Source organism: Lysinibacillus sphaericus OT4b.31, from assembly GCF_000392615.1.
Lineage (GTDB): Bacteria > Bacillota > Bacilli > Bacillales_A > Planococcaceae > Lysinibacillus > Lysinibacillus sphaericus_B.
The window spans coordinates 1,684,200-1,705,465 of record NZ_KB933398.1 but is presented as its reverse complement, the minus strand read 5'-3'; the positions used below and the strand labels follow the sequence as shown (position 1 = coordinate 1,705,465).

Sequence of the window (21,266 nt, the reverse complement as noted above, 5' to 3'; positions counted from 1 at the left end):
TTAGTCGTTGGAAATTGTGCGCTTTACATGCAGCAAAATATCACGCATCATTTTAGGTTCAAGTAAAAAATTCCCTAAAAGAACAATGGTAATTGTCCATAAAGAAACACATGTAGCTGCTACTAACCAAGAACCTGCACCTGTAATATGGAGTTCAATAAATATAAACGGAGAGGCTGCGATGCATGCTAAAATCGTATTGCGGGAAATTTTTTTGACTGTAACCAGCGCTGAATGTTTCAATATTGCATTTGACGTATACAAAATTAAATCACAAGTACGATAGACATATGAACAGAGCGCCCCTATCAATACCCCCTCAACACCCAAAAACTGTACAAAAATAATGGACGTCACAAGGTTAATGACCGCTTCAATAATGGCACGGTTTTTTGTCTCTTTAAAATGGCCAGCTGAGTTTACTAACGTATTGGAAGGAATACGAATCGTATTGGCAACACCTACAATAACAAATAGTGTCGCTAACCACGGTCGTATATAATTAACATCTTCAATACCCACTGTATAAATCGTCATAAACGGTAAAATTAAAATGGCTGTACATGTATAACAGAAAGCGACGACTGCATAAAAAATGTACTCAAAATATTGAAAATGTTTTTGCAGATCGCCCCTATCCTCTTTTACAAGAATGTCACCAAATGCTGCTAACATCGCCCCCGAAAAAGCTGAAACAAATAAAGTGACGGCATTAAACACCATATTGTACACCGTAAATACACTAACCTCTTTAAGGCCCAGAAAAATTGTTATCAAAATAAACGGTGTATTAAAGACAACTAATGAAGCGATTTGATGAATTAAAGCATCCCATTTCGCTTTAATGGCAAGTGTATGAGGTTTTACCCTTATATTAAAATATGAATATTTTTTTTGGACATAGCTTCTTAAAAAAAGAATATCTAGTAATAACAGGACACTTGAACTAGCAACAACAACAACGATGGAAAAGCCAAGGACTATAAGCGTCAATGATAATATCGTACTGGCAATTAGCAAGATGGTTTGGATACGAAAAATAACGTAACTTTTTTGATCCGCCGTCAGTAACACTAAATATTTCCCTATATAAAAATACTCCCACATGGTACTGATCCCTAGAATAAGTACCATGTAAAAGGCTGTACGCGGATTCACCTCATCGCCTACCACTAAAGGATAGAAGATAGCTAAAATTACGACTAACACAGTAAAGAAATAACCTGAACGTCTATAAAAATGATTGGTAGCAGCGAGTATACCATTTATTTTGTCTTTGTCGCTCAAAGACAAAGGCTGATAAAGTGCTGCAATAGACGCATTGCCTACACCTGCTTCTACAATCTTTAAATAACTTAAAAATTGCTTTATGGAGGAAATAAGTCCATTTGAAGCGGAGCCATACGTCGTCATAAATAATCGAGGTAAAATGAAATTAATGGCTGCCGAAACAATTTGAAGCATTATATTTGACATTAAATTCAATATCACTTTTTTCGTTCTCATGTTGGCAAACACCTTATCCTTCAGGAACAGTAGGATCGAAACTTTCTACTCCGGCTCAACCAAATCAAACCATAGAGTAAAAGAATCTGTTGTTTCCTTAATAACCAAATATAAACCTTTGATTTGAACGGTATTTTATTCATGTGCACCGCCTGTAACGCCTTCTTCATTTCCGCATGAGCTAACATTTTATCGATAAAGATTTTTTTCTCACGCAAGCTCTTTTGATTGTGGCGACTACATTCATTATTAACGGCGGCAATTACTAAATACGTAAAATAATATTGTAATTGTTCAGCAAAATTAGGAACCAAATGTTCCGCATCTCGTTTTAAATCATTCAATTGTTTCCACAAAATCATTATTTTTTCAAAGAATTTCTCATCATACCTCGCTGTCATAGAAGAAGGAATTTGACGATAATGGTAGAGATACTTATTTTCTAATATGAATAGATTGTTCGCCTCGAGCAAGCATGGATACGTACAAGCAACATCTTCTCCCAAACGGATTCTATCATCCACATCAAATTGACATTTTTCTATAAGCACTCTTTTAAATAATTTATTGGAGACTGAAGGAAATAATCCAAATTGATAATATTCGCCTGAAAACAGCATAATTGGATATACCTCTTGTTTCATCCTATCCTTCCCATACAGTCCCGGCGCGACAATTTGCGTTCGTTTCACTTCTTGCTCTGGATAATTTTCAACAATATCACAAATGACGATGTCTACATCAAATTTACGTGCGGCGTCACATAATGATTTGTACATATCAACTTCAATCCAATCATCACTATCCACAAAACCAATATATTGCCCACTTGCGACACTTAGCCCCGCTTTTCGCGCACTGACAAGACCCCCATTATTTTTATGGATGACGATAACCCTTGCGTCCAGCTCCGCGTATTCCTCACACATTACGGAGCAATTATCCGTTGAACCATCATTTACCAAGATTAACTCGAAATCTACGAATTCCTGGTTCAATATACTCTCAATACATTCGCGTAAATAAGGCTCCACATTATAGATAGGCACAACAACACTTAGAAATGGCATCGCCTCATCTCCCATTCATGCAAAGTTCCTGACTTTTACTCATGGTTAATGCAAACATGAGTAATAAAATATGATAAGGAAAATAATCCATTACAAAGGAATCAAGTCCAATATTCGCAATTAACATGATATAAAGGGGTAAGGCGTTGACTGAAAGTACTTGAAAGCTCGTATTATCTTTTATACCAACATTATTTTTTAGCACTTTATATAAACTAAAAATGTAAAGTAAAGCGAGTACTACGCCCAATAAACCTAAATAATAGGGTGTCGATAAGTACATCGTATGGGCCATTTTCACTTTCGAAAAAGTTGTCCCAAAGCCCGCTCCAAAAACAAATATTTTTGTGTTTTGCAAAATTTCACTTGCAAACATCCCCCAACTACTCACGCGTCCAGTAGTAATGGCATCAGTAGATATGCCTGCTCCAAAAAATCGAATCCAATAAATTTCGAATAACCTTTCGTAAAAAAAAATGAGTGATGTCCCACAAATCACCAATATGAAAGAAGAAAACTTTATAGCCGTTTTAACATTATTTTTAATGAACACAATAAACGTCAGCAAAATTAATACGATTAATGTGATAATAAACATTTTAGAATAAGTCAGTACGCCAAATGCCGCTAAGATAATGATAAGAACAATCGACTTTTTCTCCTTTTTGCCATTGTGATTAAACAGTACTAATAAACAAGACATGGCTATTAATATTTGCAAACTAAAATAATTAGGGTCTAAATCTAAGCCAGTAAATCTAGTACTTATTGTACTCAGCGTCCTTACCGTATTCACAACCGTCATAGATTGAATAAAATTATCAATTGTTGGAATAGAAAAGCTTATTAAACGAACTGTTGCAGCTGCAAGTAAGCCTAATACATAGATATACGTATATCTTCGGAAGTAATCTTTATGGTTAATGGCCTGAATAGCAAAAAAGATTACACTATAATTCAACACAAAGCCCAATACTTCAATCAGATTACCGCCACTTAAAAGTGTTACACCAACAGCATAAAATACAAATAGCAAATAGGTTAACATGAGTCTTGTTGACATAGCTTCGTTTTGCAAAATAATCGTCAAGATACTTAAAACTATATAGAAAAAACTGAGGACGACAAAAAGTGAATAGCTCGTTAAATCAAACTTAATGACATACACCCATGAAATAAAAAATAATAGATAGTCAATTCTATGCTGTTGCTTATCCCACAGCATTGCCGTAGAAGTTATAAGAAAAAAAATCCAAAGAAATAAATTGCTACCTGTATACATTTTTAACACAACAAATATACTGGAAATAATACAGATGAGAATACTGAAATACTTATTTTTCAATATCATTTTGCATCAAACTCCAATACTAGTTGCTCGTGTGCTTTTCGATTTGTATATGGTTTTTCTTCGATAAACTTTTTCATTCTTTGAAGCCTGTCTGCATTTTCGATGACACCGGCAATGACCGGATAAAGATTTTCCAATTTCCCCCCCGTAATAAAGCCATTTTGGCCATCACTAATTAGTTCCCTCGCAGCGGCAAAATTGGTGGTAATAACTGGCGTTTCTAATATCAACGCTTCCCCTACCACCATTGGATAACCCTCATATGCCGAGGTTAGAATGAGCACATCACTTTGTTTTATATAAGGATATGGATTGTGTAATTCTCCTACAAATTCAACTACATCAGCTACACCTAATTCAAAGGCCAATCTTTTATTGTGCAGTAAATCTGGCCCATCACCTACAATTCTCCAGCGAAAATTACTAATTGACGCGTCCTTTAATAACTGACATAGCTGTGGAATAAAATCGAATCTTTTCGTGGCATTGTCAATCCTCCCGATAGATAATAAATCCATCGTGCCTTTTTCAAATGGTGTTTCGTGCAATGCCATTTCTTTTATGTCTTCGATTGGGAAAAAATTATAGACCACTTGAATTTTGTCTTTATATTGCGGCAGAAAGTGCATTAAATTTTGCTTACATGCTACAGAAACACAAAACAATCGATCAAAATTTTTATAGGTTTTGACACATGCATCATAGTTAAAGTTGGCCTTAAGAGGATCCGTATGTATCCACGCGAACTTCCTATTTGCCCTTACAAATTTATCTACAAATAGATTAGTACCCTGGTTAAAATAATTGTGTGGCACGTCATTAAAATAAGAAATGGCAATATCATAAAGCCTTTCTTTGCGATGTGTTTTTAAGATTATTGCATAAAAATTGTTAGACCCAATTAATCGAACGGCAATCATACATAACATACGTAGCGTTAGATGCCACACATTTTGCCTCTTTTTCACTTCGGCAAAAGGAGTAGCGATTAGTTGTAACAGTAAATTTCCTGTACATACATTAACATTAGGGGGAATGTCCTTCATTAATTCACCTTCACTAAATGTAAATACATCTATTTCATATTGCTTATAGAGACTAACTTCTTTGAGTGTGTTAATTAAAGCCTTCTGAATACCGCCCATCTGAAAATTTTGTGCAACAAATAATATCTTCATAGAGTCCCCCTAGCAATCCAATATTATTGTAAATTTTCATATAGTTTACAAGTAAATCTGTCATAAGTTGCTGTATAGATCCGTTAACCTCTTTTCCATTTGGCACCAACTATACTGTTTTTCATATAGTACTTTCATTTTATGCGCAATTACTGGCCACTCTGTTTTACGCATTACCAAGCTGTCTATGGCTTTTTGTAAACTCTCTCTATTAAAATCAATTAACTCTCCAAGATCGTTGTCAGCTACCACTTCAGACATTCCTGTATTTTTTGCCATTATCAAGGGCTTACCGAGCATTAATGCCTCATAAAACTTATTGGGCGCTGCATAATAATGATTCGAAAGCTCCGGATCATAGATAGCTGTCATGATGTCGCAACTATTTTCTAACGCTAATGTCTGTTCATAGGGTAACTTACCGTAAAATAGTATGTTATCGCACTCTTTTGAAATCTGCGCTAGTTCATCAGCCAATTCTCCAAACCCGCCAATATGTAATTCGTAGTTCAAGTTATTCTTAACTACATCCACTAATTCCTTAATAAGTCTCTCTCTAGCCAATATGCCCACATAAACTATTTTCACTTTGTGGGGATTTAACTTTAAGTCATCTTTTAGATTTACATAAAGTGGGGTATTATAAATAACTTCTACTTTTTTGGGCGATGATTTAGCAATCTGTTCTTTCCGTTTCTCTGTACAAATGATTACTGCGTCCACATTGTTCATTAGCACAATATCTATTTTCTCAACAATTTTTCCAATACTCTCAGGCCCATTAAATGGTGCTGTAATCGAATCGAAAACATCATAGATTACTTTTTTATGAAGTATTTTTCCACAAATCGTCCCTACTAGTGCCGTATCAAAGTCACAAGCATGGATAATGTCATAGGTATTTTTATTTCGAAGAAGCCATTGAATTAGTTTTATTTGAAATTTCAACAATGGAAAGAAATTTTTTTTAAAACCTCCACCATACGTAGCCGGCAACCCAAATCTTGTTATTTTAATGGCATGTCTACGTTCCAATAATTGCTCTTTCGCCTTATACTTATCGTCTCTATCCCACGCTAAAATTTGTACAGGCCAATTATTTTTCACAAGGCTGTCCGCTTCCTTTTCAACCCTTGGATCTGGAGCAACAGGATTACTTCTCATTAAAACCACTCGCACATTGACTATCCCCTTACATATTTAATGCCTGCTATAACATTTTCGCCTTTATTTGTTTTTTTGACGTCCATACACAGGACGTTTTTTTGTTCTTTCAAAAAAACTTCCATCTTTTTTTTGTGAAAGTATCTTCCGGCTCATAACATAGTAAAGGCTGGTTGTTTAGTATTCTTGTGTTATTTTCAAGAAAACAATCTACTGCATCTAATTCTTTTTGTTTTTCTAGAAAGCGGAGTCCCTTTTCAAATAATAAGGGACGTGTTTTTAAGTTATGCACATCCGAACCATAAGTATGAACAAGGTTCGAACGCACTAATGTTATGGAAAGCTTTTGAATGGTCTTTCCAAACATACCAGCTAAACTTCCTGCTGTTATTTGTGCGAGTGCTCCCTCGCGTATCAGCTGCTCTAAATGACCTGGATTTTCGGCAATAACTCTATTTCTCTCGGGATGTGCAATGATGGGGGTGATGTCTGCTGTTAGTAAGCCGTAAATGATTTCTTTTGTATACTTGGGTATGAAATTAGATGGAAGCTCTAACAGTAAATAGTTTGAATGTGCTAATGTATGTAGTTGCTTTTTTTCACAAAGCGCTAGAACATCCCCTGACAAACGTACCTCGTGTCCTGGGTATAGTGTTAATGGTAAAGTACGCCTATCAATTTCCTTTTGTAATCGCTTAATTTGTTCATTCACTACCTCAAAAGGAACATGATAGAGCGGATGTAAAGCATGTGAGGTTGAAATCATTCCTGAAATTCCTTGTGCAACAGCTTGGTCAAATATGCTGAGTGTCTCTTCCAAGCTTTCGGGCCCATCATCGACATTAAATAAAATATGACTATGCACATCAATCACTGCGTTTCACTTCCTTATCTCCATCCTATAGCTATCTATAATATTCTTCATAGTATTGACTCCGCGGTAATTTATAGTTATTTAATACGACACCTAAAATATTTGCTTGTGAGGATTCAAGGCTAGCCTTTGCCTTGATAACACTAGTATTTTCCACAGCACCACTATTAACAATCAACAGTGTGCCATCACATTTATTGGATAAGATTTGTGCATCAGTCACTGATAAAATCGGTGGTGCATCGAAAATAATGATATCAAATTCCTTCTTTAATTCTTCCATCAAGCTATCCAGTTTTTTAGAAGCAAGTAACTCAGCTGGGTTCGGTGGGATTGGTCCGCTCGTCAAGACAAAAAGATTAGGAATATCTGTACTATTGACGACTTCTATCACACTCAATTGCCTTGTGAGTAAATTGGACAGACCTTTTGCATTTTGCAATAAAAACGTATAATGCATTGTTGGCTTACGTAAATCTGCATCCACAATGACTATCCTTTTCCCTTCTTGTGCAAACACTACCCCTAAATTAGCTACATTTGTTGACTTTCCTTCACCTGGTGTGGCAGAGGTCACTAAAATTGTTTTTATATCTTTATCTGGCATCGAAAAAGTAATATTTGTACGGACTGTCCGAAATTGTTCGGAGACAATGGAATGACTATTTGCAACTGTTACAAGCTTCCGGGCCATTTTTACACGCTTTTTTCTTTGCGCCTTTTTTTGTTGAAACATCGCTACTCCCTCCTCATTTTATGGGTTCCAACCCTAGCACTTCTGTTGACATCACTAATTTGACTAATTAGGCCAATAATCGGTAATCCGATCGTGTCTTCAACATCTTGTTCCGTCTTTATTGTCGTATCGAGGCTTGCTACTAAGATTGTGAAACTAGCACTCAAGGTAAAAGCAATAAATGAGGCTGCCACAATATAGAGGGTTTGGTTCGGTGCTACTGGCTCAGGCTCTTCATCCGATTTTGCTACTGACAAAATATTTACATTATCAACAGTCATTAAGATTTGAATTTCCTCTTGAAATACGTCTGCTATCATATTAGCAATGTCGACAGCTAGGTCCGCTTGCTTATCTTCGACGTTAATATTCACGACTTGTGAGTTATTTGCGCTAGTTACAGTAATTTGTTCCATTAATATTTCTGGCGTCATATCCAAATTCAAATTATTAATGACTTTAGATAAGATAGCTGGACTTTTAATGATGATATTATACGTATTAATTAATCGTAAATCTGTCTCAACCTGTTGTACCCCTATATATGGTTGCTCCGTGTTTTTTTGATTTACTAAAAGCTGGGTTTCTGCTTCATAAATAGGCTGTAAAATAAAATAACTAATAAAGGCTGTCACTAGAGCTACGAATAGTGTAAAACTTATTATAAAAAGCACATGTCTTCGTACTATTGTCAATACATCTTGTAATGTGATTGTATCTTTCAACGTCCTTCACCCCTTATCAAAACATATGCTTGTTATTATAGGTCTCACTACTGAACTGTTGAATTATCAAAAGCATCATTCAAAAATTTTATGTGGCTGGCTCAATACGATTTTATTTACCAATATATTGTTGCTCACTTTTATTTATTCAAAGAAAAGAACACGTGGATCTAGCATGGCCATAAAGTTTGATTAAAAATCCCTCGCAAACCCCTATTTGCCGACACAAAAAAAGAATCCATTGTAAAAAATGTTGATTATTATGGATTCTTATCAGGCAGATTTAAGTTTAGTTTTTATGAAAAAGTTAAATCATTTTTAGCTGCTAAACTAAGCAATCGTCCAAATCACTATTGCAGTAGTGATTTCCAGATACTCCATTTTATCTGTCGAATGCTGCAATTTCTTTGAGATGAACTTTTCTTTCATCAACCTTAGAATTTCACGTTTTTTGTATCGGAATGCATTAATATCCTATCTATAAGGTTCAATCGTGATAAAATCTAACAAATAGAGCTATGAAATCTCATATATGAAATAGCTAATAGCATGCATCAAGTAAAAGTCATAAATATAAAGGGGAAAGATATGAATGGCAGAATTAAAGGATTGGAAAAATAATGCTCACGGACATAAATTTATTGCTTCTTTTAGCGGAGGCAAGGATAGTGTCTTAGCGCTATATAAAGCACAGCAGGTTGGAGAAGCGATTGGCCTAATCGTTATGATGGAGGAAGAAGGGAAACGTTCCAGATCTCATGGAATGCCTCCAGAACTCATACGTGCCCAAGCTAAATCTATAGATTTGCCTGTCTATACTGCAGCTGCAAGCTGGACAGATTATGAAAAAATATTTATGCGCCTTTTAGAAAAAGCTAAAATCCAAGGAGCAGAAGTGTTAGTAACAGGAGACTTAGATATGCCTGCTCATGGCTGTTGGCATGAAAAGGTTACAAAGAATGCCGGATTAAAGCTTGGGATGCCTTTATGGGAAATGAACCATCGTGAAACTGTCGAAGAGTTCATAAACCTAGGGTTTGTAACGCTCATTGTAACGGTTAATTTATCATTAGGCATGCGAGAGGACGATTTAGGACGAACGTTAACTCATGAATACGTGAAGGAGCTTGAAGCTCGTGGTATTGACCCCTGTGGAGAAGGTGGAGAGTTCCATACGACAGTAATAGATGGTCCCATTTTTAAACAACCTATTGCAGTTCGTAAATGCGAGATTATTAAAACCGGAGAATACGCTTTTTTACCCTTGGAACTAGATTAGCGGGCGGGCATGACAGTTTCCACCCAGCATTACAGGATCTCGCCTCTGAATTTTCAGGTTATGACTGTTTGGAGTTTTTAGGCTTTACGCTTTACAACTAAAAGTTTTTCTTACATTGAATGATGTTTGAGCCCATATCAACCTAAACGGTCCTATGTTAAAAAAGCATTTTGATCAACATTACTATCTAATTTACAATAGACTTTTCACAGTTTAATTGATAGTTTCTGTCATCTATGATGTACTGTTTAATCACAAAGAGGCTTCCCTGACCTAAGTCAAGGGAAGCCTCTTAATTATTTATTATTTCGCATACTCCACAGCACGTGTTTCACGAATAACTGTTACTTTAATATGTCCTGGGTAGTCAAGCTCGTCTTCAATTCGCTTACGAATATCGCGGGCTAGACGATGTGAAGCTAAATCGTCAATTTTTTCAGGTTGTACGATAATACGAATTTCACGACCTGCTTGAATAGCATATGATTTTTCAACACCATCATAGCTTTCTGAAATCTCTTCTAATTTTTCAAGTCTTCGGATATAGTTTTCAAGTGTCTCACTACGAGCACCAGGACGCGCTGCTGATAATGCGTCAGCTGCAGCCACTAATACCGCAATAACAGAAGTTGCTTCTGTATCACCATGGTGAGAAGCGATACTGTTAATAACGACCGGATGTTCTTTGTATTTCTTGGCAAGCTCTACACCGATTTCGACGTGGCTACCTTCCACTTCATGGTCAATTGCCTTACCAATATCATGTAATAAGCCTGCACGACGAGCCAATGCTACATCTTCACCAAGTTCAGCTGCAAGTAAACCAGCTAAATGTGCAACTTCTACTGAGTGTTTTAGCACGTTTTGACCATAGCTTGTACGATACTTCATGCGCCCTAAAATCTTCATTAAGTCTGGATGTAGATTATGAATGCCAATTTCAAATGTCGTTTGTTCCCCTGTTTCGCGAATTTGTTCATCCACTTCACGGCGAGACTTTTCAACCATTTCCTCGATACGCGCAGGGTGAATACGTCCATCTTGTACAAGTTTTTCAAGTGCAAGTCGAGCTGTTTCACGACGTATTGGATCAAAGCCCGATAATATAACCGCTTCTGGTGTATCATCGATGATTAAGTCAATACCTGTTAACGTTTCTAGCGTACGGATATTTCTGCCCTCACGACCGATAATACGACCTTTCATCTCATCATTTGGCAAAGTCACGACAGAGACTGTTGTTTCTGCTACGTGGTCAGCTGCAAAACGCTGCAGTGCCAGTGATAAAATCTCACGTGCTTTTTTATCAGATTCTTCTTTTGCACGTGTTTCAGATTCTTTCGTCATCACAGCAATATCAGTTGCGAGCTCTTTTTCTACCTCACCTAAGATGATAGCCTTCGCCTCATCTCTTGTTAATGCAGAAATACGCTCTAACTCTGTTTTTTGTGTGGCGACGAGCTCGTCCACTTTGCTTTCCATCTGTTCAATATGCTGTTGTCTTTCGGCAAGAGCTTGTTCCTTACGCTCTAAGCCAGCTTCTCTCTTATTCAGAGCATCATCCTTGCGATCAAGATTCTCTTCTCTTTGCAATAAACGGTTCTCTTGTTTTTGAAGTTCTAAACGACGATCACGAATGTCATTTTCGGCTTCAGTGCGAAATTTGTGAGTTTCATCTTTGGCTTCAAGTAGTGCTTCTTTCTTTAATGCCTCCGCTTCTCGTTTTCCTTCTTCAACGATTGTTTCAGCAACATGTTTAGCACCAGTGATTTTTGAGTCATTCACTTTTTTCATGTAGATATAGCTAACAGCGGCACCAACGATGAGTCCAAGCAAAGCGGAGATGATAGTAATTCCATCCATATGAACACCTCCTCTTGCTATTTGGGTAATACAGTTTCAAGTCGGCGCATACATCCATTTCGCCTTGGCGTAATTGCGTCCGGATTTTGAATTGTGCTCAGGTCTGCACGATGCAGATCAGTTAGCCGTTTTCGCAGGATACGAAGATTTTAGGCTAACATCCTTATATTCATTCCTTTCAAAATCCATGACATCCGCCAGAGGCTTTGGGCCAACATAATGTTGGTCACTCAGTCGTTGCCACAGAACGTGGCGTTCTTAGACTGAGTTCCTCTATTTCAGTAGGTGTTTAAACCCACTAAAAGGAACCACCACCGCATTCATCTCACCACCTTCATAGGTGGGAGTCTTTCACTGAATGAAGATAAAATGTACTGCCTATTTCAAAGTCATAATTCAGAAATTATACATATTTAATTGTATATCTAGCTTTTAGCTCTGTCAAGGATAGACGGTCACCTGTTCGCCTCGAACAAGAAAAAAGTAAGTGATATCCATCAGGACAAATTATTACCTAATACTTTCGTGCTAGTTATAAACACAAGCATTGTTTAATATTTTTACATATCCAGTCCAAAGGCTTCACTTCTTAATTGCTCAATTGAGTGAGAGAACAGTGTACCATTTCATGCTACCCATCAAAGCGCTTTTTCAATGCAAACTTCAACACGAATAAAAAGAAAATATCGCAAATTTCCACAAAAAATGACATGCTCTCTAGCCATTAAAGCAAAAAAATACATCGTTCTCACTCATTAGAGCGAGAACGATGTATTTTTTATTTCTCTTCTTCAAGAAGAAGCATTAACTCTTCATCCATTTCCTCATTTTCATCATGTGCTGCAATTGTATATGAGGATGCAGCAATACCGTAGGAAGCACGGATTTTATTAGCAATATCATCTAGAACGGCAGGATTTTCTTTCAAGTATTGTTTTGCATTTTCACGGCCTTGTCCTAAACGCTCATCACCGTATGCATACCAAGAGCCGCTTTTTTGCACGATATCTAGCTCAACACCTAAATCGACTGTTTCGCCCTCTTTTGAAATTCCTTCACCGTACATAATATCAACTTCTGCTGTACGGAATGGTGGTGCTACTTTGTTTTTGACAATTTTAATTTTCGTACGGTTACCCATAATGTCATTGCCTTGTTTAATGGCTTCTGCACGACGTACTTCTAAACGAACTGAGCTATAGAACTTAAGCGCACGACCGCCAGGTGTTGTTTCTGGGTTCCCAAACATGACACCGATTTTTTCACGAATTTGGTTAATGAAGATGGCAATCGTTTTTGATTTATTGATAGCACCAGAAAGTTTACGTAACGCCTGAGACATTAAACGCGCTTGTAAACCAACGTGTGAATCACCCATATCTCCTTCTATTTCCGCTTTTGGAACTAATGCGGCTACTGAGTCAATAACGATGATCTCGATAGCGCCACTGCGTACTAATGCTTCTGCAATTTCCAGCGCTTGTTCTCCTGTATCTGGTTGTGATAATAATAACTCGTCAATGTTAACACCTAATTTTTGTGCGTAGATTGGATCTAAAGCATGTTCCGCATCGATAAAGGCAGCTTGCCCACCCGATGCTTGTACTTCTGCAATTGCATGTAGGGCTACTGTTGTTTTACCTGATGATTCTGGGCCATACACTTCGATGATACGTCCACGAGGATAACCACCAACACCTAATGCTGCATCAAGTGCTAGCGAACCACTTGAAGATGTTGCAATTTCTAAATCTGTTTTTTCGCCAAGCTTCATGATAGAACCTTTCCCAAAATTCTTTTCAATTTGCTTTAACGCCTGTTCTAAGGCAGCTTTACGATCACTCATTGTTTTTCCTCCTTCGAAACTGTTCACTGTTTTATCTATCTCTACTATACTTGTTTTTGAGAAAACACGCAAGAAAAAAGCGAACATTTATTCGATTTTTCTCCAAAATAAAAATTTGGGTATATTTTCTCCACCCAAATTTCTATTTTAACTTCAATTTAGTAACGTTTCATAAAGCCTCGTTCTTCTAATAATTGCATTAAGTAATGGCATGTAAACTTCACCGCACGCAAACGATTTGTATTGCGCATACCCGATAAATGCAGTAAATACGTTATCGGTTCTTCGTCACCTATAGCAATCCCAATCCAAACCGTTCCTACTGGTTGGTGGTCATGTGCGGTAGGGCCAGCAGCACCAGTAAGACCTATTCCAATAGTAGTGCCGAACTTTTCACGTACAGTACTAGCCATTGCTGCAGCACATTCGCTACTAACAATACCGTATGTATCTAATAATTCCTGTGAGATACCAAGTTGCTTGACCTTCGCTTCTTCTGTATACGTGACAATGCCACCAATAAGCGCAGTACCTACACCTGGTATTTCAGCCAGCTCTGACTGAAATAAACCTGCCGTTAAGCTTTCAGCCGCAGAAATGGTTAAGTTATTGTCTAACAGCATCTCCACCGTCTTAGAGGCAAGGGAATCATCATCAATTCCATATTGATAGTCTCCAACTATTGCCTGGATTTCAGCCACTTTCGCTGCAATAAGCTGGCGGGCTTCATCCTCTGTTTCTGCCTTTGCTGTCACACGCAATGTGACTTCACCGTCAGAAGCGAGCGGTGCAACAGTTGGATTTGTCTGTGTATCTAGAATATCTTGCACATTTACCTCGAGCTCAGCTTCCCCGATGCCATAAAAGCGCATCACATGAGACACAATTACGCCACCGTCATTGAGCATTGCACCAAGTTTGGGTTTTGCTTCAAATTGGAACATTGGCTCAAGCTCTTTTGGAGGACCAGGAAGTAACATGTACGTACGTTCATTCTTCGTCAGAATCATACCAGGTGCCATACCATGATGGTTTGCCAGCACTTCACTACCAGCTAATACAAGCGCCTGTTTACGATTATTTTCCGTCATTGGTCGTCCTCGTTTGGCAAAAAACTGTTCGATATAGGACAGGGCTACTTCATCAAAAGTTAAATCGATACCTAGATGACGTGCAATGGTTTCCTTTGTTAAATCATCCTTTGTAGGACCAAGGCCACCTGAGAAAATAATTAAATCAGCACGCGATTCTGCTACCGCTATTGCCTGTTGCAATCTTTTTGAATTGTCTCCAACAACAGTATGGTAAAATACGTTAATCCCTAGCTCAGACAACTGACTTGAGATGAACTTCGCATTTGTATTTGTAATCTGTCCAAGCAATAACTCTGAGCCAACTGCAAGAATTTCAGCATTCATGATTCACAAGACCTTTCTTATTTAGACTCCAGCAGTACACGACGATTTAGATAGAAATAATCCCATCCTGACCAAAGTGTAAAGAACAATGCAATATATAACATAATTGTATCGAACGGGATACCGATAAGTGTAAAGATGGTATTGTGTAGAAGTGCAGCAGCAATAGCGACAATTTGCGCCCAAGTTTTAATTTTACCAAGTTGGTTCGCCGCTACGACCTCTCCTCCACCAGCCAAAATTAAGCGTAGACCAGTTACGGCAAACTCACGGCTTATAATTATTATGATCAACCAAGCCGATGCCATGTCAAGCTCTACCATTAATATAAATGCGGCTGATACAAGTAATTTGTCCGCTAGTGGGTCTAAAAATTTCCCAAACGTTGTCACAAGATTGTACTTACGCGCGTAAAAACCATCTACCCAATCGGTCGTTGAAGCAAAGATAAAAATAAGCGCTCCTACAAAATGATGGACTGGCATCTCTGCACCAAATAACGTCATTGTTCCCCAACCAAAATCAAACATCATAACAATAACAAAAAATGGAATAAGTAAAATTCGCGAGATGGTAATTTTATTTGGAATGTTCATTTTTCTAACACCTTTCATGAAGAAAGAAAGTAGTCATCACAAGACGACTACTGTTCTTTATTGAAATTGATGACGATGTTTTGCGTTACGATTTGCTGAGCATACGTTAAAAGCTCGTCATTAATATAAATCTTAGCTTGTGTCGAATTACCAAGACGGATACGGGCATAATTTTGCGCCGTTGCGTCAAATTCTACTACTTCGCCTGCGTTATACACGCGTGTATCCGATAGCAATTCTTGTTGCTGTTGGTTACGAATACCGATAAATGTAGGACCTGCTACCTCAATGCGTATTTTAAATGCCTCTGAACCTGTCAATGTATAAGAAGTTGTCGCACCATCTGCTTCTATTGTACCCGTTGAAATGGTTTGCTTATCTTCTTCAACTTTATTTTCTTCAGGTGTTTCTTCTTTTGAATCACCTTTTAAATCATCCTTATTGGCATTCTCTTGTTCTTTTTTGTCTTGTTCCTCTTTATCTTTTTCACTATCAATCGGTTTAACTTTTGTATCGTACTCCATCTCTGGTGACGTATCGTCAATAACAGGTGTCCCGGCATTATTTTTAGATTGCCATAATACCCAAATTGCAACAATAATAACGATAATAAATAAACCGACAATTATTTTGGGCATTGCTTCCATCATTTTATTAGATGGAACTTTCCTTCTGCTTGGACTTTGTGTCATCGATTGGCTTACTTGTTCGTTTTGCGTTCCTGGTAATTCACTCTTATAAGTTTCTAAAATATCCTCTGCATTTAAACCAACAGCCTCGGCATACTGCTTAATAAAAGCACGCACATAAAATGAACCAGGCATAATCGAATAATTGCCCTCTTCAATACCTACTAAATAACGCTTTTGAATTTTCGTTATCTCTTGTAAATCGTCTAAGCTGTAGCCTTTAGACAGTCTCGCCTCTTTCAGTCGAGTCCCTAATTCTGCCACTCATAACACCTACTTTAATATCAAATTAAAAATTAAATCCTCCAAATGAATCGGATTCGGACATCATATGATTTTTTTCCATTATTTCATAAGTAATTTCTTCATCTGGGTGGTGACGTAGTTCAATGATATAATCAAAATCCTCAATCTTATATTCTGAATGCTGAACAAACATATCTGGATGCTCTACGACCTTGACGGATGACATATTCATCATCTCACGTACTAGTTGCAAATGTCGCTCATCTGTCGAACGACGTGTTACAATGCCGTCTAATATAAAAATATTATTGTCACTGAATTCATCGCCAGCTAGCTTATTACGAACGGTTTGCTTGATCATTGTAGAAGATAAAAAAATCCATTTTTTATTGGCGCATACACTTGCCGCGACAATAGACTCAGTCTTACCAACACGAGGCATGCCACGTATTCCAATGAGTTTATGACCATCTTTCTTAAATAACTCTGCCATAAAGTCCACTAAAATACCAAGTTCATCTCGCACGAAGCGGAAGGTATTTTTTTCATCTGCATCTCGAGGAATATAATGACCGTGCCTAATGGCTAAGCGATCACGGAGTTTAGGTTGTCGAAATTTGGTAACGTGGATATGTTCCATTGTCGAAACAATTGTACGAAAACGCTCAATCGCCTCATCATTGTCTGTATGTACTAGCATACCACGACGGTCCTCATCGACACCATTTATTGAAATAATATTGACACGAAGCATCCCTAAAAGTGAAGCAATATCTCCTAATAATCCAGGGCGATTCACCTGAATCTCATATTCAAAGTACCAATCGCTCAAACTCACTCGTTCCCTTCCTATTAGTTAACGTAAAAAATCTTTTATAAGTTCCATCATAGCTGATTTTTTATGTAATGGAAAGTTCGAATACATGGAATTACAGCGTTATTTAAAAAAACTTACTATTTTTTTTCAGCTTACTCCAAATAGGCTTACATACGTTCCCTTTTCCTGATGGATATTACTTTTTGATATAGAAAAAAGAGGAGATAAACTCTCCTCTTTCTTATTGCACAGTTTTATTTTGAACAAGTTTTACGACACAATTCGCCAATGCCTGTTTCTCATCCTCAGAGGCAACGCCCCATAAATCCGACAGCACTCGCTCTTGCTCGTTTTTAGGATCGACATTTGTCGCCAAATAATCGCCGATTTGCATAGCTGCTTGTTGAATCATTTTTTTCGGCATACCACTTGATTCAGCCTGCATTACGTTTTGTCCTAAAAAAGATGTCCATTTTTGCCAGTTTTCTAAAATGGTCATAAGATCCTCCTCCTTTACACAGGTAGTATGTGCAAAAAAAAATCTTATATGTACCAGCCACCATTTAATCTTATTATTTGTCCTGTTACATAATCAGCCTTTCCTGAAAGATAGAAGCGAACCATTTCAGCTACATCAGTTGTTTTACCGACAGTACCAAGTGGAATTTCCTCTAAAATAGTAGTTAGCTCCTCATCATTTAAATGACTGTTCATAGTAGTCTGGATAAAACCAGGAGCAATAGCATTCACACGAATATGCGACAATGCCGCTTCTTTCGCATAGGACTTCACAAAAGCATGTTGTGCACCTTTTACCGTCGCATAAAGTGTTTCACCAGCTGATCCTGCCTCGCCCCAGATGGAGCCAATAAAGAGCACATAACTACTAGCATGAGCACGTAACTTTGAGGATAATAACGCTGTTAAATGTATTGGATTTTGCACATGGACACGCCATAATGCGTCCATATCCTCCACTGTAGTATCTTCCAACAGTGCATAATGAGCTTGACCACTCGCAAAAACGATCGCCTGCACAGTGAAAATTTGTGAGGCAATCGTTTTTGCTGCTGTTATTTTTGAAAAATCCCCCTGCACAAGCATGAATTCCTGTGTAGGGAAATTTTCAGAAAGAGCATTAAATAAAGTTTGAGCTGCTTCCTTATTATTCGAATAATGCACATAGAGTGACCAACCGTCCTCTGCCAGGCTCTGACAGATGGCACGGCCAATCTCTCCTGAAGCACCTAATACAAGCGCAAATTTCTTCACTGTTCGCCCTTCTCTGTTGGTAGAACTTGGAATACTGTTTGTTGCGATTCACCTTGAATCGTTACAAATGCGGTAGTTAAATCTGCAATCGTTAATTCTTCTAGTACTGGTACAACATCAAATAAATTCATGTCGTTGAACGAGTAACGTGTGAATTGATTGGCAATAAACTCTATAGAGTTCAGTGCACGTAAGAAGAAACCGATTTTTTTTCTTTTAATGCGTTCTAAATCGGTACTTGCAAATTGAGCATTCCCCTCATATTTCGCTAACTCTGCTTTAATAGCCTGCTCTAATGCAGCTGGTTCTGTTGTATCAGACCCAATCATGGCAAAGCCAAAGCCATTTTCTAATGTAAAGTCAAATGCATACGATTCATCAATTAGCCCTTCATCATAAACACGCTCATAAAATTTAGATGTACGTCCAAAGATAAGCTCTAAAGCAATTTGTACTGCAAGCTCATGCTTTAACATGTCACGGCCAGAAAGCCCCGTCTCTTTTGCCTTTAAGCCAATATATAACTTAGGTTTTTGAACATCCATATGCAATGTACGTTCTTTTATGGCAACATCTGTCGGTTCTTCGTCAAAGAATCGTTGTATTGGCATTGGTTCAGGGAATTCTTTTTTGCCTTGATTTTCTCGAATGAATGCCATCATCTCCTCTGGGTCTACAGCTCCGATGGCAAATAACAACATGTTTGAAGGATGGTAAAAAGTATGATAGCACGTGTATAAATGGTCTGCCGTAATACCATCAATCGATTCGATTGTACCTGCAATGTCAATTTTCACAGGATGATTGTGATACATATTTTCAATTGTGCCGAAATACAATCGCCAATCTGGTTGATCATCATACATCGTGATTTCCTGACCAATAATACCCTTTTCCTTATTGACCGTCGCTTCAGTAAAGTAGGGCTCTTGCACAAAATTTAATAATGTTTCAGTGCTTTTATAAATATGGTCTGTTGATGAAAATAAATAAGCTGTTCGTGTAAAGGATGTAAAGGCATTTGCAGAAGCGCCATACTCACTAAATTTTTGGAATACGTCACCGTCTTCTTTTTCAAACATTTTGTGCTCTAAAAAGTGTGCGATGCCATCTGGCACAGAAATGCTTTCCGTTTCACCTATTGGCATAAATGTACGGTCAACAGAACCGTATTTTGTCGTGAATGTCACGAATGTTTTTGAGAAGCCCTTTTTTGGTAAAATATAAACATCTAATCCATTTTCTAACTTTTCATAGTAAAGTGTTTCATCTAATTGTTTAAATTCAATTGTTTTCATTGTGCGGCTTGCTCCTTTCCACATAAGAAATAGACCGCTTCTAGCTGCACTTGTTTTGCCATTTCGACAACATCTTGCTTCGTAACAGCCTTCCATTTATTTGCCCAGGTTTCAAAAGAAAATTCCTCGGGTAAATCCTTGTATTGGTCGTAAATTTCTATTTGTCCACGTGCAGAATCTAGGGATTCCTTTAGCTGGTTTGTCAGCATCGCCTTTGTTTGCTCCAGCTCTAAATCAGAAATATCACATGCCTGCATGACAGCAAGTTGCTCTTTAATAAGTGAAAAGGCTTTTTCTTCATTTTTAGCTTCAATGCCCGACACAACAAATAGCAAGCCATAATGCGATGCGTATGAACTAGATGCATAGTAAGCTAAACTTTCTTTTTCACGAACATTCATAAATAATTTGGCATGTGGATAACCACCGAATACGCCATTAAAAATTTGCATTTTGGCAAAGTCTGCATCGCCAAATTTTACGGGTGTACTGAAACCAATATGCAATTTCCCTTGTTTCATGTCATGCTGCTCACGCACATAATCATTTTGTGGATGTTTTTGCGGCAATATAGCAGGAATTTCAACAGGTGTACGATCCTGAAATGGTAGGGCATGTTTCAGCTTCGCTACCATTTCGTCTTCATTAATATCGCCGGCTACATAGATGTCAATTTTATCGTTTGCTAGCATGGATTGGTAAGCTGCGAATAAAGATGCCGGCGTGATGCGCTCGATATCTTCTACCGTACCATTGGCAGAAATTGAAGCAGGCTCATTCGGACGTAAAATTTGTTGTAAACGTAGTTGTGCAAAACGAGATTTGTCATCAAAGATGGATTCAATTCGCTGGATGACCATTTTCTTTTCGCGTGCCACAATGGATTCTTTAAATAGAGCGTTTTCTAAATTCGGCTCAAAAATTGCTGTGTGCAGTAATCCGAGCACTTCATTTAAAACACTCGTATTAGCCAAATATTGATCATTCACGGCTTCTACATTCATCAACACGGTATGCTCATTCCCACGCTTAGACGTGTCAAAATACAACACTGTCCCGTATAAGTCGTCTAAAGAGCTGCGAAATGCAGCTGTAGTTGTATATTTTGCATTACTGTGTTGCAATACATTTGTTAACACCGTGCGTTCTGACGCACTTTCGGCCGTTAAAGGTCTTCTCCATTTAATTGAAAAATTTACGGTTTTAAATTGGGTCGTTTGTCGGATATGCAAATTGACACCTTTTGCAAAAGGTATTGTTTTAAACATATGAAACCCTCCTATCTTTCTTAATATAACAATGTACTACAAATACTATACATGTCTATTGTCTATAATT

The 21,266-nt window shown here is 37.7% G+C and carries 19 protein-coding genes; 1 reads left to right on the top strand and 18 read right to left on the bottom strand.

Annotated elements, in window-relative coordinates:
- From H131_RS07705 to H131_RS07670, 8 genes are all read right to left on the bottom strand, one after another.
- Positions 1-1,506 (bottom strand): lipopolysaccharide biosynthesis protein, encoded by a 1,506-nt coding sequence (locus H131_RS07705; protein ID WP_010858532.1) that lies wholly within the window; start codon positions 1,504-1,506, stop codon positions 1-3.
- A gap of 20 nt (positions 1,507-1,526) precedes the next feature.
- Positions 1,527-2,576, bottom strand: coding sequence for a glycosyltransferase family 2 protein (locus tag H131_RS07700; RefSeq protein WP_155242379.1), 1,050 nt, complete (start codon positions 2,574-2,576; stop codon positions 1,527-1,529).
- Between the two features lie 4 nt (positions 2,577-2,580).
- Positions 2,581-3,927, bottom strand: a complete 1,347-nt coding sequence (locus H131_RS07695) for a hypothetical protein (protein WP_010858530.1) — start codon at positions 3,925-3,927, stop codon at positions 2,581-2,583.
- Positions 3,924-5,105 (bottom strand): glycosyltransferase, encoded by a 1,182-nt coding sequence (locus H131_RS07690; protein WP_010858529.1) that lies wholly within the window; start codon positions 5,103-5,105, stop codon positions 3,924-3,926. The genes H131_RS07695 and H131_RS07690 overlap by 4 nt, the downstream gene beginning before the upstream one ends.
- 60 nt (positions 5,106-5,165) lie before the next feature.
- A complete protein-coding gene (locus H131_RS07685) occupies positions 5,166-6,284 on the bottom strand; it encodes a glycosyltransferase family 4 protein (protein WP_010858528.1) in 1,119 nt (372 codons plus the stop codon).
- A gap of 94 nt (positions 6,285-6,378) precedes the next feature.
- A complete protein-coding gene (locus tag H131_RS07680) occupies positions 6,379-7,143 on the bottom strand; it encodes a tyrosine-protein phosphatase (protein ID WP_010858527.1) in 765 nt (254 codons plus the stop codon).
- A 31-nt stretch (positions 7,144-7,174) separates the two neighbouring features.
- Positions 7,175-7,879 carry a CpsD/CapB family tyrosine-protein kinase gene (locus tag H131_RS07675; RefSeq protein ID WP_010858526.1) on the bottom strand — a complete coding sequence of 235 codons (705 nt, stop codon included), beginning with the start codon at positions 7,877-7,879 and terminating at the stop codon, positions 7,175-7,177.
- 2 nt (positions 7,880-7,881) lie between these two features.
- On the bottom strand, positions 7,882-8,604 hold the full coding sequence (locus tag H131_RS07670) for a YveK family protein (protein WP_010858525.1): 723 nt from the start codon (positions 8,602-8,604) through the stop codon (positions 7,882-7,884).
- Positions 8,605-9,196: 592 nt separating this feature from the next.
- Between H131_RS07670 and H131_RS07665 the strand changes: the two genes are divergently transcribed.
- Positions 9,197-9,883 (top strand): Dph6-related ATP pyrophosphatase, encoded by a 687-nt coding sequence (locus tag H131_RS07665; RefSeq protein WP_010858524.1) that lies wholly within the window; start codon positions 9,197-9,199, stop codon positions 9,881-9,883.
- Between the two features lie 303 nt (positions 9,884-10,186).
- Here H131_RS07665 and rny read toward each other — a convergent pair whose 3' ends face one another.
- The 10 genes from rny to yfmF form a co-directional block, all read right to left on the bottom strand.
- Positions 10,187-11,746 (bottom strand): ribonuclease Y, encoded by a 1,560-nt coding sequence (rny, locus tag H131_RS07660; RefSeq protein ID WP_010858523.1) that lies wholly within the window; start codon positions 11,744-11,746, stop codon positions 10,187-10,189.
- Between the two features lie 778 nt (positions 11,747-12,524).
- On the bottom strand, positions 12,525-13,592 hold the full coding sequence (gene recA, locus H131_RS07655) for a recombinase RecA (RefSeq protein WP_010858522.1): 1,068 nt from the start codon (positions 13,590-13,592) through the stop codon (positions 12,525-12,527).
- A 158-nt stretch (positions 13,593-13,750) separates the two neighbouring features.
- Positions 13,751-15,010, bottom strand: coding sequence for a competence/damage-inducible protein A (locus tag H131_RS07650; RefSeq protein WP_010858521.1), 1,260 nt, complete (start codon positions 15,008-15,010; stop codon positions 13,751-13,753).
- A gap of 17 nt (positions 15,011-15,027) precedes the next feature.
- Positions 15,028-15,606: a CDP-diacylglycerol--glycerol-3-phosphate 3-phosphatidyltransferase gene (gene pgsA / locus H131_RS07645; RefSeq protein WP_010858520.1), complete on the bottom strand. Its 579-nt coding sequence runs from the start codon at positions 15,604-15,606 to the stop codon at positions 15,028-15,030.
- A gap of 47 nt (positions 15,607-15,653) precedes the next feature.
- Positions 15,654-16,559 (bottom strand): helix-turn-helix domain-containing protein, encoded by a 906-nt coding sequence (locus tag H131_RS07640; protein ID WP_010858519.1) that lies wholly within the window; start codon positions 16,557-16,559, stop codon positions 15,654-15,656.
- A gap of 25 nt (positions 16,560-16,584) precedes the next feature.
- Positions 16,585-17,373, bottom strand: a complete 789-nt coding sequence (locus tag H131_RS07635) for a DUF3388 domain-containing protein (protein WP_010858518.1) — start codon at positions 17,371-17,373, stop codon at positions 16,585-16,587.
- 226 nt (positions 17,374-17,599) lie between these two features.
- Positions 17,600-17,857 carry a DUF3243 domain-containing protein gene (locus tag H131_RS07630; protein WP_010858517.1) on the bottom strand — a complete coding sequence of 86 codons (258 nt, stop codon included), beginning with the start codon at positions 17,855-17,857 and terminating at the stop codon, positions 17,600-17,602.
- A gap of 44 nt (positions 17,858-17,901) precedes the next feature.
- Entirely contained in the window at positions 17,902-18,630 is a 729-nt protein-coding gene (ymfI, locus tag H131_RS07625; protein WP_010858516.1) for an elongation factor P 5-aminopentanone reductase, read from the bottom strand.
- Positions 18,627-19,928 (bottom strand): EF-P 5-aminopentanol modification-associated protein YfmH, encoded by a 1,302-nt coding sequence (gene yfmH / locus H131_RS07620; RefSeq protein ID WP_010858515.1) that lies wholly within the window; start codon positions 19,926-19,928, stop codon positions 18,627-18,629. The genes ymfI and yfmH overlap by 4 nt, the downstream gene beginning before the upstream one ends.
- Positions 19,925-21,196: an EF-P 5-aminopentanol modification-associated protein YfmF gene (yfmF, locus tag H131_RS07615; RefSeq protein ID WP_010858514.1), complete on the bottom strand. Its 1,272-nt coding sequence runs from the start codon at positions 21,194-21,196 to the stop codon at positions 19,925-19,927. Before yfmF ends, yfmH begins: the two co-directional genes overlap by 4 nt.
- Positions 21,197-21,266 lie beyond the last annotated feature (70 nt).